The organism is Shewanella khirikhana (assembly GCF_003957745.1).
GTDB lineage: Bacteria > Pseudomonadota > Gammaproteobacteria > Enterobacterales > Shewanellaceae > Shewanella > Shewanella khirikhana.
In genome coordinates this window covers 2,321,500-2,334,377 of sequence record NZ_CP020373.1, presented here as the reverse complement: position 1 = coordinate 2,334,377, position 12,878 = coordinate 2,321,500, and the positions used below count along the sequence as shown (strand labels likewise).

Sequence of the window (12,878 nt, the reverse complement as noted above, 5' to 3'; positions counted from 1 at the left end):
ATGGCACGCCCAGACCCGTTACTCACGGTATTGAAACTGGCACAGGAAGCTGAAGAGCAAGCGGCACTGGCGCTGCGCGCTGCGCAGTTGGACCTTGGCAAGCTTAAGCAGCAGCTCGATGCCCTCAATCATTATCGTCTCGACTATATGCGCCAGATAGCCGCCAAAGAGGGCACCAATATCGGTGCCAGCGCGTATCAGCAGTTTCATCGGTTTATCAAGCAGATCGATCAGGCCATTGCCCAGCAGGTTCAGGCCGTGCAGGGCGCTGACAAGCAACTGGCCCACAGGCGCCAAACCTGGATGGAGCGGCAACAAAAACGCAAGGCGGTCGAACTGCTGCTTCAGCACAAAGCCGATAAGCGCGAGGCAGTGGCGCTGCGTCAGGAGCAAAAACTGGCGGATGAATTTGCCATGCAGCAGTTTATCCGGCGCAGATCCTGAGTCGATTGGCATGGCATTTGCTGTATTTTCGCCAAGTGAGTGAGATTTAAGCTAAACAGCATTGCAGATGGCACACACAGGCTTGCCATTCAATGCAGGGAGAGCCCTGATGCAACAAATCATGAATGTGCTTTTAAGCAGCCCTGAAGTTTCTCAGGGAGCATCAAAAGGTGCCCCTGTGGGCGCCGACTCTACAGCTGAACGCGATGGTATGGATTTCGAGTCTATCATTGCAAAAACAAATGCTTATGCTGAAAACCCTCGGCCAAAAGCAACAGGTCAAACCGCGGCGGAACAGTCGAAGGCGACCAGGACTCAGGCACAGACGCTTGGCAAGGCTGGCGATGCTGAAAGCGCGGATGATGTATCCAACGTGCTTGCCCAAATCCAATTCTCCCGTCAGATTGCCGATCCCGATGAGATTGCCGCCGACGGCGATTTGTTGCCGCAAGCGCTCAGCGAAGATGACATTCTGGCGCTGGTCATGCAGGCACTGACCGCCGATGGGCTTGGCACTGATGACATCAAAGCTGCTGATGAGGTGGCAAATGACGCCGATGCCATCGCCACCGACGATTTGTTCGCACTCTTCAGCGATCTAATGAAAGGCGCCGATTCCGAAACCCGCCAGCAACTGGCTGATTTGCTCGGCGTAGAGGCTGATGCTTTGGCAAGCCTCGATGGCGAAGCCTTTGCCGCCTTGCTGCAAGCGTCGCCGGCGCTGAAGGATGCGCTGGAGATGTTTGCTGCCGCCGGTTTGGATGAAGGTGTTTTTGGTAATCTGAGTCAAGCCACGTCAATGGCAACCCAGGTAAGCGCCGCGCCAGAGCAGGGCGCTGCCAATGCTCACGCTAATGCAGACGGTGCCAGGGCGCTCAGTGCGCTGATAGCCGCTGCGCAAAAGGCGCCTGAGGGCACCCGGGGGCTGGAGATTGCCAGGAGCGCTGTAATGGCTGCGCAGGGCAACCAAGCTGAGCCCACGGACTCTGAGCTTGCCGGCTTGGCTGACGCTGACGGCGAGCAGGTGCCAGGCTTGGATAGCAAACTCAAGGGCCGTGAAAACCTGCCGCAGGCTTTGCTTGCCGATGCGAAAACTGAACCTGCGAATGCTCAGAAGGCCCAGAATCCCCTGCTTGCCGCCCTGGCGGGTGCTGATAACGAGATAGCTGCCGGCAATTTGCCGAAAGACAAAACTGACGTTGCTGCCGCCGTGAAAGAGGCGCTGGCCATCTCCTCTGCGCAGGGAACTGAAAACAGCGCCAAACTTATGCCGGAGCACAGGCTTTCAGGCCTTGAGCGCGCCGAAGCACAGCCTGCACAGGACACGACCCCTCAGCAGGGATTTGAGCAGCGACTTACCCAACTGCAACGGGGAGACTTGAGTCAGGTGCAGCTGTCACTGCGTCACGGCAATGAGCGCCCTGTGACCACCGCCGACATGGTGGCAAGGTTTGCGCCTGTGATGAATGCGCAGCTGGTGGCCATGGTGCGTGATGGGGTGCAGCAGGCAGAAATTCGCCTCGATCCGCCTGAGCTTGGCTCCATGATGGTTCGTATTCAGGTTCAGGGCAGTGAAACCCAGGTGCAGTTCCATGTGAGCGCCGCGCAAACCAAAGATGTGGTGGAGCAGGCACTGCCGCGGCTCAGAGAACTGCTGGCACAGCAGGGAATGGAGCTTACCGATGGTCAGGTATCCCATGATAAACGGGGTAACGGCCAGTCGGGTGATGGTCGCAGCGCCGAAGAGCACTTCGCTGCCATGGATGAAATTCCAGCAGAAGAGTTACAATTAAGCGTAAATCAGACAACAAGTTATGCTTCGGGTATAGATTATTACGCCTAAGCAGGTAACCTATAGTCTTATCCGGAGTTGGCCGCGATGGCCTGTGACAGAAAGGAATAGCCGATGGCGGAAGAAGAATCTCTACAACTTGAAGAAACCGGCGGCAAAAAGAGTAAAAAGCTGCTGTTTATCATTGTTGGCGTGGTCGTGGTTGCCGCTTTGGGTGTGGGAGGCTGGCTGTTTATGGGCTCGTCCGACCCGGCTCCCGCTGAAGGTGAAGTTGCCGCAGAAGGTCAGAGCACTGAAGCGGCCGAAGGCGCCAATGCCCGTGAGGCCTTCTATGTCGCCATGCCAAGACCGTTTTTATTTAATCTGCCCGGCCAGCCCCGCAGCCGTCTGGTGGAAATCAAGGTGCAGCTGATGGTGCGCGGCGCCGATGACGATGTGATGATCAAAAAGCATATCCCCTTGATTGAAGATGCGTTGCTGACCACCTTCAGCAGTGGTGACGTGCAAAAGCTTTCTACCCAGGCCGGTAAAGATGAGCTCAGACAGCTGGCGCTGCTCAACGTACAAAACACCCTGCAGCCGGTGACCGGTCGTAAGGTGGTCGAGAAAGTGCTCTTTACCGGGTTTGTGATGCAATAGTGACAATTGTCCTTTGACAACAACTATATAAGGCAAAATTGTGACGGATTTACTTAGCCAAGACGAGATTGATGCGCTGCTTCACGGCGTAGACGATGTCGAAGAAGAAGAGGTCAGTGAAGCGGGGATAGCGGCCCGCAATTACGACTTTTCTTCTCAGGACAGGATCGTCCGTGGCCGTATGCCCACCCTCGAGATTGTGAACGAGCGTTTTGCCCGTCACCTGCGGATCAGCATGTTCAACATGATGCGCCGCGCGGCCGAGGTGTCCATTAACGGGGTGCAGATGCTCAAATTTGGCGAGTATGTGCATACCCTGTTTGTGCCAACCAGTTTGAATATGGTGCGTTTTCAGCCGCTTAAAGGTACTGCTCTGATCACCATGGAAGCCCGCCTGGTGTTTATTCTGGTGGACAACTTCTTCGGTGGCGACGGCCGTTTCCACGCCAAGATTGAAGGCCGTGAATTTACCCCCACTGAGCGTCGTATCGTTCAGCTGCTGTTGAAAATCATCTTCGAAGATTACAAAGATGCCTGGGCGCCGGTGATGGACGTCGAGTTCGAATACCTGGACGCCGAAGTGAACCCGGCGATGGCCAACATCGTCAGTCCCACCGAAGTGGTGGTGGTGAACTCGTTCCACATCGAAGTGGACGGTGGTGGCGGTGACTTCCACATCACCATGCCGTATTCGATGATTGAACCTATCCGGGAACTGCTTGATGCCGGTGTGCAGAGCGATAAGCAAGACACCGATATGCGCTGGTCGCAGGCATTGAAAGACGAAATCATGGACGTGGAAGTGGGTTTTGATGCCACCCTGGTTGAACATGAAATCAGTCTGCGGGATGTGATGGAACTCAGTGCCGGTGATGTGATCCCGGTGGAACTGCCAGAATTTGTGCTGATGAAAATTGAAGACTTGCCCACCTACCGCTGTAAGCTGGGTAAATCGCGGGATCATCTGGCACTGAAGATTTGTGAAAAAATCCCTCGTCCTGAGACGGTAAAAACTGAATTGCAGCTGGTGACCCGAAAGGGTAAAGCCCGAGATATCAATGACCTGTAAGGTGATGTGAGATGAGTACCGAAGACGATTGGGCCGCAGCGATGGCCGAGCAGGCACTGGAAGAAGCCCAGGCCGCAGAATTTGAAGAACTGAAAGACGAAACCAAGCCGCTTTCCAGCGAAGAAGTCGCCAAGCTGGATACCATTATGGATATCCCGGTGACCATTTCCATGGAAGTGGGGCGCAGCTTTATCAGCATCCGTAACCTGCTGCAGCTCAACCAGGGCTCGGTGGTGGAGCTTGACCGTGTTGCCGGTGAGCCGCTGGATGTGATGGTTAACGGCACCCTTATCGCCCACGGCGAAGTGGTCGTGGTGAACGACAAGTTCGGTATTCGTCTGACCGACGTGATAAGCCAGACAGAGCGTATCAAAAAACTCAAATAAACCCAGAAGAGGGAGCCTGCGTGTCTTCAACCCTACTTTCAGTGGCCGCGACAACCTCACCCGGCGGCGCCGTCTCACAAGGCTATGCCAGCACGCTGGCCAGCATGGTTGGCGGCTTGATTTTGGTGCTGGTGGTGATTTTTGTGCTGGCCTATGTGGTCCGCAGGCTCAATTTAGTGCCCGCCAGTGGTGGTGTCATTAAAACCCTGGCCGCCAGTCCGCTTGGACAGCGTGAAAAGCTGGTACTGGTTGAACTCGATGGCCAGCAGTACCTGCTGGGGGTGACGGCGCAGCAAGTGACCTTAATCGATAAGCTGGATTCCCCGGTCACCCTGTCGGAAGAAGGGTTTGCCCGCCGCCTTAAACTGGCTAAGGACAAACAGTCATGATGCGCCTTGCCTTGCTCCTGATTGCCTTACTGACGCTTGCTGTTGCGCCTGCGATGGCGGCCGATGGGGTGCTCCCCGCCGTTACCGTTACCACCACTCCAGATGGTGGCACTCAATATTCGGTCACCCTGCAGATTTTGATGCTGATGACGGCGCTGAGCTTTCTGCCGGCCATGGTCATCATGCTCACTTCCTTTACCCGCATTATTGTGACGCTGTCGCTGCTGCGTCAGGCAATTGGTTTGCAGCAGGCGCCGTCCAACCAGGTGCTGATTGGCCTTAGTCTGTTTATGACCTTTTTCATCATGGCGCCTGTGTTCGATAAAATTTATGAGCAAGGGGTCAAACCCTACATGGATGAAACCCTGACCATAGATCAGGCGTTTGAGCGCGGTAAGGCGCCACTGAGAGACTTTATGCTTGCCCAGGTGCGGATAACCGATCTGGAAACCTTCGTGAACATCGCAGGTTACGACAATATTAAAACCCCCGAAGAGGCGCCTATGTCGGTGCTGATCCCGGCCTTCATCACCAGTGAACTGAAAACTGCGTTCCAGATTGGCTTTATGCTGTTTGTGCCCTTTTTGGTGATTGATTTGGTAGTGGCCAGTATCCTGATGGCCATGGGTATGATGATGCTGTCGCCGATGATTGTGTCGCTGCCCTTTAAAATCATGTTGTTTGTGCTGGTGGATGGCTGGACCCTGGTAATGGGCACCCTGGCCAACAGCTTTGCGACCTGAGGCGCACCATGACTCCAGAAGCCCTGATTGATATCTTCCGTGAAGCCCTGGCCGTTATTGTAATGATGGTCTCGGTCATCATTGTGCCCGGGCTTATCGTGGGGCTGATTGTGGCCGTGTTTCAGGCGGCCACCTCTATTAACGAACAAACCTTAAGCTTCCTTCCCCGTTTGCTGGTGACCCTGTTCGGCCTGATGCTGGCCGGCCACTGGCTGGTGCGCACCATGATGGATTTCTTTATGGAGATGGTGCAGCTGATCCCACAGGTCGTTGGCTGATGGAAGTCTTACTCGATACGCTGATGGGTACCCTGAAGGCGTATCTGTGGCCGCTGTTTCGTATTTCCGCCATGTTCATGGTGATGCCGGTGTTCGGCGCCAATACCACCCCGGTACGGGTTCGTTTGCTATTGTCTGTGGCGGTGACCTTTGCCATCAGTCCTATGCTGCCACCCATGCCTGAGGGCGAACTTTTCGCGTTAAGCTCGGTATTTGTCAGCGCTCAGCAAATTCTGATTGGCGTGGCCATGGGGATGGTTGCGCTGATGATGATGCAGATTTTTGTGCTCACCGGCCAAATCATAGGTATGCAAACCAGTTTGGGTTTCTCCTTTATGGTTGACCCGGGTTCTGGACAGCAAACCCCTGTATTGGGTAACTTTTTCCTGCTGCTGGCGACGCTGATTTTCCTTGCCGTGGATGGCCATCTTTTGATGATCCGTATGCTGGTGATGAGCTTCGATACCCTGCCTGTGTCCATCAGTGGCATCAGTATCGAAAACTATCGCGCGCTGGCGCTTTGGGGCAGCTACATGTTTGGCGCTGCGCTCACCATGTCGCTGTCGGCGATTGTGGCCTTGCTGCTAATCAACCTGTCTTTTGGGGTGATGACCCGCGCCGCGCCTCAGCTCAACATTTTCGCCATCGGTTTCCCGGTGGTGATGATTAGCGGTCTTTTCATTCTTTGGCTCACCCTGGCGCCTGTGATGTCCCACTTCCATGAAATCTGGGAAGCGGCACAGGTCTTGCTGTGTGATATCACCCATTTTCAGTGTCAGGTGAACTGACATGGCAGAGAACGATACCAGCCAGGAACGCACAGAGGAGCCCACGGGGAGGCGACTCGAACAGGCCCGGGAAAAAGGTCAGGTCGCCCGTTCCAAAGAACTTGGCACAGCTGCAGTACTGCTTGCTGCAGCCACCGGCTTTTTGATGATGGGCCCAAGCCTTGCCAAGGCGCTGCATAACGTGATGACCCTGGCCTTTAATCAAAGCCGTGAGCAGATCTTTGACACCAACTCCATGCTCAACATCTGGGCGCCAATTGCCAAAGAGTTGGTGCTGCCGGTGCTTGGTCTGGTGCTGGTGCTGGCGGCACTGGCCTTTGCCGGTAACATCGCCCTTGGCGGCATCACCTTCTCAAGTAATGGCATTCTTCCCAAGGGCAGTAAGATGAGCCCCATTGCCGGTTTTAAGCGGATGTTTGGGGTGCAGGCGCTGGTGGAGCTCACCAAGGGGCTGGCCAAGTTCTCGGTGGTGGCGCTGGCAGCCTATGTGCTGCTGTCGTTTTATTTTATGGAGATTATCCAGCTCTCGGCGGAGCATCTGCCGTCCAATGTTTACCATGCCCTCGACCTGCTGGTGTGGATGTTTCTGCTGCTGTGCTGCTCGATGTTGTTCATTGTGGTGATTGATGTGCCGTTTCAGATCTGGAACCACAAAAAACAGCTGAAAATGACCAAGCAGGAAGTGAAGGATGAATACAAGGACACCGAAGGTAAGCCTGAAGTAAAGGGTCGTATTCGGCAGATGCAGCGTGAAATTGCCATGCGCCGTATGATGGCAGAGGTGCCCAATGCCGATGTGATTGTGGTTAACCCCGAGCACTATGCGGTGGCGCTGAAATACGACGCCAAGCGCTCGCCAGCGCCCTTTGTGGTGGCCAAAGGCGTGGATACCGTAGCGTTCAAAATCCGTGAAATTGCCCGGGAATACGATGTGGCCATTGTATCGGCGCCGCCATTGGCACGGGCGATTTACCACACCACCAAGCTTAACCAGCAGGTGCCCGATGGCCTTTTTACCGCGGTGGCGCAGATACTGGCGTATGTGTTCCAGCTCAGGCAATACCGCAAGGGGCGCGGCCGTAAACCCACTCCCATCCCACTTAACCAGCCTATTCCTGACGAGTTCAAATACTGAGCATTGAATCGTTTGGGCTCAGATCTTCCCTGATGTTGGCTTGGAACTTGCTACCCACAGACAAAGCGTCAATTTTGGGTAGCGTCGAATGGATGTAATGGGCCAGCTTGGGCAGATTAAGAAGATAAAACCGGCAAATTTGCAGGGACTGGGCACACCAGCCCTGGTGCTTGCTGCCCTGGCAATGATTGTATTGCCCATGCCGGCATTTTTGCTGGATATCCTGTTCTCGTTCAACATCGCCCTTGCGCTGGTGGTGCTGCTGGTGGCTATTTACACCAACAGGCCGCTGGATTTTGCCGCATTCCCCACAGTGCTGCTGGTTGCTACCTTGCTGCGACTGGCGCTGAACGTTGCTTCTACCCGGGTAGTATTGCTTGAAGGTCACAATGGCGCCGACGCTGCCGGTAAAGTGATTGAAGCGTTCGGCTCGGTCGTGATTGGCGGCAACTATGCCGTGGGTCTGGTGGTGTTCCTAATCCTCATCATCATCAACTTTGCCGTAGTGACCAAGGGTGCAGGCCGTATCTCCGAGGTGAGTGCCCGCTTTACCCTGGACGCCATGCCCGGTAAACAGATGGCCATCGATGCCGACCTTAACGCCGGTCTTATCAATCAGGAACAAGCCCGTACCCGCCGCGCCGAAGTGACCAAGGAAGCCGATTTCTACGGCGCCATGGACGGTGCGTCCAAGTTTGTGAAAGGTGACGCCATCGCCGGTATTTTGATCCTGGTGATCAACATCCTGGGCGGCTTCATTATTGGTATGGTGCAACACGGCCTGGATTTTTCCAGTGCGGTTGAAATCTATACCTTGCTGACCATAGGTGATGGTCTGGTGGCGCAAATCCCCGGCTTGCTGCTGTCGATTGCCGCGGCGCTGATGGTGACCCGTCAGAACGAAGAAGGTGATATGGGCGGCATGGTGATGAGTCAGATGTTTGACAATCCCAAGTCGCTGGCCATTGCCGCCGGGGTATTGTTTGTGATGGGTATTGTGCCCGGCATGCCCCATATGGCGTTTTTGTCGTTTGCTCTGGCCACCGGGGCCGGTGCCTTTTTCCTCAATAAGCGCATCGAGAAGCGTAAAGCCGAAGCCCTGGAAGCCGCGGCCAGTGGCACTGTCGATAAGCTGGATAATTCGCCCAAAGAGCTTGGCTGGGACGATGTGCGCCATGTGGATACCATCGGCCTAGAGGTGGGTTACCGTTTAATCCCATTGGTGGATAAAGGTCAGGGCGGTGAGCTGCTGTCCCGTATCAAGGGCGTACGCAAGAAGCTGTCGCAGGAATTGGGCTTTTTGGTGCCTGCGGTGCATATCCGTGACAATCTGGATCTGGCGCCCAGTACTTACCGGGTGTCGCTGATGGGCGTGGTTGTGGGTGAGGCGGAAATCCGCCACGACTGCGAGCTTGCCATTAACCCGGGGCAGGTGTTCGGCCAGCTCGATGGCGTCGTGACCCGCGACCCGGCCTTCGGTCTTGAAGCTGTGTGGATTGCCCCTGAGCTGAAAGAACACGCCCAGACCTTGGGCTACACCGTGGTGGATGCCTCAACCGTGGTGGCAACCCATATCAGCCAGGTGCTGACCAACAATGCGTCCAAGCTGCTCGGCTACGAAGAAGTACAGCAGCTGATGGATATTCTCGCCAAGCATTCGCCCAAGCTGGTGGATGGCTTCATTCCCGATGTGATGTCCCTTGGCAACGTGGTGAAGGTGATGCAAAACCTGCTCAACGAAGGGGTATCGGTGCGGGATCTGCGCACCATAGTCCAGACACTGCTGGAATATGGTCCCAAGTCCAACGATACCGAAGTATTGACTGCGGCGGTACGTATTGCGCTTAAACGTATGATTGTTCAAGAAATCGCCGGTCCAGAGGCGGAAATCCCTGTCATAACTTTGGCGCCAGAGTTGGAACAGATGTTGCATCAGTCTATGCAGGCTTCCGGGGGCGACGGTCCCAACATCGAACCCGGATTGGCCGAGCGGATGCAACAGTCACTGGCTGACGCCGCTCAGCGGCAGGAAATGGTGGGTCAACCCGCTATCCTGCTGACCTCGGGAATGCTGCGCTCGACGCTGTCGCGCTTTGTGAAATACACCATTCCCAACCTGAGGGTGATTTCCTACCAGGAAGTCCCCGATGAGAAGCAGATAAGAATTGTGTCAGCCGTGGGCCAGTAAGAGGGTAGTACAGTGAAAATCAAACGTTTTTTTGCAAAAGATATGCGCGCCGCTCTGGCCCAGGTCAAAGAAACCCTCGGCGCTGATGCCGTGATCATGTCCAACAAAAAAGTCACCGGTGGCATCGAGATTGTGGCCGCGGTGGATTACGACGAGCCCAAGCCTAACCTCGAGCCAAAGCCAGCCATGCCCAATCCGTTTGAGCAGGTTTCGGAAGATAAAGTCTCTTTGGGTGGCCGCCAGCCTGTGCGCGCCAGCCGTCAAAAAGTTAACGAAGCACCGGCCGATTCATTGCAGGCGCTGCTGGAGCGTCAACAAAGCCGCATGAATCAGCAAATGGGCCGCGTGGTGGAAGAAGATGATATGCCAGCCTGGGCCCGTGGCCTGGAAGCGCCCGCCGCGCCAAAGATGAAAGACGCACCCCGTCAGGCTACTTTTACCCCGGATGCGGACAAATCCCGCGCAGGTGGCCGCCAACAAATTGAGCTTGATGCCATGAAAGAAGAGCTGGCATCGCTGCGTAATTTGCTGACTCATCAGGTTTCTTCTTTGATGATGGAGCAAAAAAAGCGCACCGATCCTGTGGGTGCCATGCTGGAAACCCGGCTGCTGGAGGCGGAGTTTTCACCTGCAGTTGCATCCAAGCTGGCAGGGCTCGCTCAGCACTATACACCGGCAGAACTGGTGAAGGCATTGCCACAAAGTTTGGCAAATATGCTTGATAATCAAGGTGATGACATTGTTCGTCGCGGCGGTGTGGTGGCCTTTGTTGGTCCAACCGGCGTGGGTAAAACCACCTCGATTGCCAAAATTGCCGCCCGTTTTGCAGCGCATCACGGTGCCGATCAGGTGGCTTTAATCACCACAGATCATTATCGCATCGGAGCCTTTGAGCAATTGGCAACTTATGGCAAAATCATGGGATGTCCTGTGAAGCAAGCTCATGATCTCAATGAGTTGCAACAAATTCTTTATCAGCTGCGCAATCGCAAGCTAGTATTGATAGATACCGCCGGTATGGGCCAGCGAGATATGCGCCTGGTTGAACAACTGGACAATTTGACGGCGAACAGCGCCTTGCCGATTCGCAGTTATCTGGTATTGTCAGCTACATCGCAGCGCCGGGTGCTTCAGGACGCCGTTAAGCACTTTAAGCGCATCCCTCTGTCGGGGGCTGTGCTGACCAAACTGGATGAATCCGTGTCTCTGGCAGGAGCACTGAGTATCCTTATTCAGAGTGGCCTGCCGCTGAGTTATGTAACCGACGGACAACGTGTGCCCGAGGATATGCAGGTGGCAGATACTCTGTCGCTGGCTAAGCAGGCGCTCGATGCCCTGAATGAACCTGAGTATCAGGGTATCGATAATAATTTATGGTCGGATAACACGACCTGTGCGTTTGAGTGAAGCTATGACCCGTGATCAAGCAAGCGGTTTACGTATGATGAATCAGCCATATAACGAAAAAGTAAAAGTCATTGCCGTCACTGGCGGCAAGGGTGGGGTAGGCAAAACCAGCGTTTCCATCAATACGGCTGTGGCTCTGGCAGAAAAGGGCAAGCGTGTGTTGGTGCTGGATGCTGACTTGGGTCTGGCCAACGTCGACGTCATGCTGGGGCTTCGCGCCGAGAAAAATCTTTCCCACGTGTTATCGGGCGATGCGGAGCTCGATGACATCATTCTCCGTGGTCCCAAGGGGATTGGTATAGTGCCAGCCACTTCCGGTACCCAGGCCATGGTGGAATTAACCTCTGCACAGCACGCCGGACTTATCCGCGCTTTCAGTGAAATGCGCACCCAGTTCGATGTACTGATTGTGGATACCGCAGCCGGTATCTCTGATATGGTACTGAGCTTCTCCCGCGCCGCCCAGGATGTACTGGTGGTGGTGTGTGATGAGCCTACGTCCATCACGGATGCTTATGCCCTCATTAAGATCCTCAGCCGCGAACACGGTGTGTTCCGGTTCAAAATTGTTGCAAATATGGTGCGCAGTCTCCGGGAAGGTATGGAGTTATTTGCTAAACTCAGCAAAGTAACTGACCGCTTTCTGGATGTGGCACTGGAATTGGTTGCAACAATTCCCTTCGATGAAAACTTGCGAAAATCAGTACGTAAGCAAAAATTGATCGTAGAAGCCTATCCGAAGTCTCCAGCCGCGATTGCATATCACGGTTTGGCCAACAAGGTGCTGAGCTGGCCTATACCCCAGCAGCCCGGTGGTCACCTGGAGTTCTTTGTAGAGCGTCTGGTGCACCGTCCCGAGTATCAAGAGGACAGAGCGAGTGAATAAAGCCGCGGCGTATACCTCCATGGAGGATAAAACCTCCATCGTTGAACAGTACGCACCGCTGGTAAAAAGAATCGCGCACCATATGTTGGCCAGATTGCCGGCATCCGTACAGTTGGACGACTTGCTCCAGGCAGGCATGATTGGCCTGCTGGAGGCCTCGACCAAGTTTGATGGTGGCAAAGGCGCCAAATTTGAAACCTTCGCCGGGATCCGCATTCGCGGCGCCATGTTGGATGAAATCCGCAAGGGCGACTGGGTGCCACGGTCAGTACACCGTAACCAGCGAAGAGTAGCCCAGGTCATTGATGAGTTAGAGCAGGAGCTGGGGCGGGATGCCCGCGACAGTGAAATTGCCGAAAGACTTGATATGTCGCTGGATGAATACCATCATATTCTCAATGATGTTTCTGTAGGGAAAATCATAGGGATAGAAGATTTGGGCGTATCTCAGGATGTGCTGGTTCCCGATGGGGAGCAAACAGACGACATCTATGACGACCTGGCGGGTAGCCAGTTTCAACAGGCCTTGGCAGATGCCATTCGCCAGTTGCCGGAGAGAGACGCATTGGTGTTATCGCTTTATTACGATGAAGCACTGAACTTAAAAGAAATAGGTGCCATTCTTGACGTCAGCGAGTCGCGGGTATGCCAGATCCACAGTCAGGCGATGCTCAGACTCAAGGGCAAGCTCAAGCATTGGACACACGTATAATTCATTATCGAGCAGTTAGAGT

At 54.6% G+C, this 12,878-nt stretch carries 14 protein-coding genes; all 14 read left to right on the top strand.

Annotated elements, in window-relative coordinates:
• The 14 genes from fliJ (at position 1) to STH12_RS10165 (ending at position 12,856) form a co-directional block, all read left to right on the top strand.
• Positions 1–444: a flagellar export protein FliJ gene (fliJ, locus tag STH12_RS10230; RefSeq protein ID WP_126167450.1), complete on the top strand. Its 444-nt coding sequence runs from the start codon at positions 1–3 to the stop codon at positions 442–444.
• 109 nt (positions 445–553) lie between these two features.
• Positions 554–2,287 (top strand): flagellar hook-length control protein FliK, encoded by a 1,734-nt coding sequence (locus tag STH12_RS10225; protein WP_164551180.1) that lies wholly within the window; start codon positions 554–556, stop codon positions 2,285–2,287.
• 63 nt (positions 2,288–2,350) lie between these two features.
• Positions 2,351–2,875, top strand: a complete 525-nt coding sequence (fliL, locus tag STH12_RS10220; RefSeq protein WP_126167448.1) for a flagellar basal body-associated protein FliL — start codon at positions 2,351–2,353, stop codon at positions 2,873–2,875.
• A gap of 40 nt (positions 2,876–2,915) precedes the next feature.
• Positions 2,916–3,944 carry a flagellar motor switch protein FliM gene (fliM, locus tag STH12_RS10215; RefSeq protein WP_126167447.1) on the top strand — a complete coding sequence of 343 codons (1,029 nt, stop codon included), beginning with the start codon at positions 2,916–2,918 and terminating at the stop codon, positions 3,942–3,944.
• 11 nt (positions 3,945–3,955) lie between these two features.
• Positions 3,956–4,330, top strand: a complete 375-nt coding sequence (gene fliN, locus STH12_RS10210; protein ID WP_126167446.1) for a flagellar motor switch protein FliN — start codon at positions 3,956–3,958, stop codon at positions 4,328–4,330.
• Between the two features lie 20 nt (positions 4,331–4,350).
• Positions 4,351–4,719 carry a flagellar biosynthetic protein FliO gene (fliO, locus tag STH12_RS10205; protein ID WP_418856599.1) on the top strand — a complete coding sequence of 123 codons (369 nt, stop codon included), beginning with the start codon at positions 4,351–4,353 and terminating at the stop codon, positions 4,717–4,719.
• The gene (fliP, locus tag STH12_RS10200; protein WP_126167445.1) at positions 4,716–5,462 is read left to right on the top strand and encodes a flagellar type III secretion system pore protein FliP; all 747 of its coding nucleotides are present in this window, start codon (positions 4,716–4,718) and stop codon (positions 5,460–5,462) included. Before fliO ends, fliP begins: the two co-directional genes overlap by 4 nt.
• 8 nt (positions 5,463–5,470) lie before the next feature.
• Positions 5,471–5,740, top strand: coding sequence for a flagellar biosynthesis protein FliQ (gene fliQ, locus STH12_RS10195; RefSeq protein ID WP_126167444.1), 270 nt, complete (start codon positions 5,471–5,473; stop codon positions 5,738–5,740).
• Positions 5,740–6,528 (top strand): flagellar biosynthetic protein FliR, encoded by a 789-nt coding sequence (gene fliR / locus STH12_RS10190; protein ID WP_126167443.1) that lies wholly within the window; start codon positions 5,740–5,742, stop codon positions 6,526–6,528. The genes fliQ and fliR overlap by 1 nt, the downstream gene beginning before the upstream one ends.
• A 1-nt stretch (position 6,529) precedes the next feature.
• On the top strand, positions 6,530–7,663 hold the full coding sequence (gene flhB / locus STH12_RS10185; RefSeq protein ID WP_126167442.1) for a flagellar biosynthesis protein FlhB: 1,134 nt from the start codon (positions 6,530–6,532) through the stop codon (positions 7,661–7,663).
• Between the two features lie 88 nt (positions 7,664–7,751).
• Positions 7,752–9,851 (top strand): flagellar biosynthesis protein FlhA, encoded by a 2,100-nt coding sequence (gene flhA / locus STH12_RS10180; protein ID WP_126167441.1) that lies wholly within the window; start codon positions 7,752–7,754, stop codon positions 9,849–9,851.
• A 12-nt stretch (positions 9,852–9,863) separates the two neighbouring features.
• Positions 9,864–11,258: a flagellar biosynthesis protein FlhF gene (gene flhF, locus STH12_RS10175; protein ID WP_126167440.1), complete on the top strand. Its 1,395-nt coding sequence runs from the start codon at positions 9,864–9,866 to the stop codon at positions 11,256–11,258.
• Positions 11,259–11,262: 4 nt separating this feature from the next.
• On the top strand, positions 11,263–12,144 hold the full coding sequence (locus tag STH12_RS10170) for a MinD/ParA family protein (RefSeq protein ID WP_126167439.1): 882 nt from the start codon (positions 11,263–11,265) through the stop codon (positions 12,142–12,144).
• A complete protein-coding gene (locus STH12_RS10165; protein ID WP_126167438.1) occupies positions 12,137–12,856 on the top strand; it encodes an RNA polymerase sigma factor FliA in 720 nt (239 codons plus the stop codon). Before STH12_RS10170 ends, STH12_RS10165 begins: the two co-directional genes overlap by 8 nt.
• Positions 12,857–12,878 lie beyond the last annotated feature (22 nt).

Bases quoted from the DNA above. Each gene is read 5' to 3' on its own strand.
- STH12_RS10225 (WP_164551180.1), top strand. From the start codon at position 554: ATGCAACAAATCATGAATGTGCTTTTAAGCAGCCCTGAAGTTTCTCAG.
- fliN (WP_126167446.1), top strand. From the start codon at position 3,956: ATGAGTACCGAAGACGATTGGGCCGCAGCGATGGCCGAGCAGGCACTG.
- fliP (WP_126167445.1), top strand. From the start codon at position 4,716: ATGATGCGCCTTGCCTTGCTCCTGATTGCCTTACTGACGCTTGCTGTT.
- fliR (WP_126167443.1), top strand. From the start codon at position 5,740: ATGGAAGTCTTACTCGATACGCTGATGGGTACCCTGAAGGCGTATCTG.
- flhB (WP_126167442.1), top strand. From the start codon at position 6,530: ATGGCAGAGAACGATACCAGCCAGGAACGCACAGAGGAGCCCACGGGG.
- flhA (WP_126167441.1), top strand. From the start codon at position 7,752: ATGGATGTAATGGGCCAGCTTGGGCAGATTAAGAAGATAAAACCGGCA.
- STH12_RS10170 (WP_126167439.1), top strand. From the start codon at position 11,263: ATGACCCGTGATCAAGCAAGCGGTTTACGTATGATGAATCAGCCATAT.
- fliL (WP_126167448.1), top strand. From the start codon at position 2,351: ATGGCGGAAGAAGAATCTCTACAACTTGAAGAAACCGGCGGCAAAAAG.
- fliJ (WP_126167450.1), top strand. From the start codon at position 1: ATGGCACGCCCAGACCCGTTACTCACGGTATTGAAACTGGCACAGGAA.
- fliQ (WP_126167444.1), top strand. From the start codon at position 5,471: ATGACTCCAGAAGCCCTGATTGATATCTTCCGTGAAGCCCTGGCCGTT.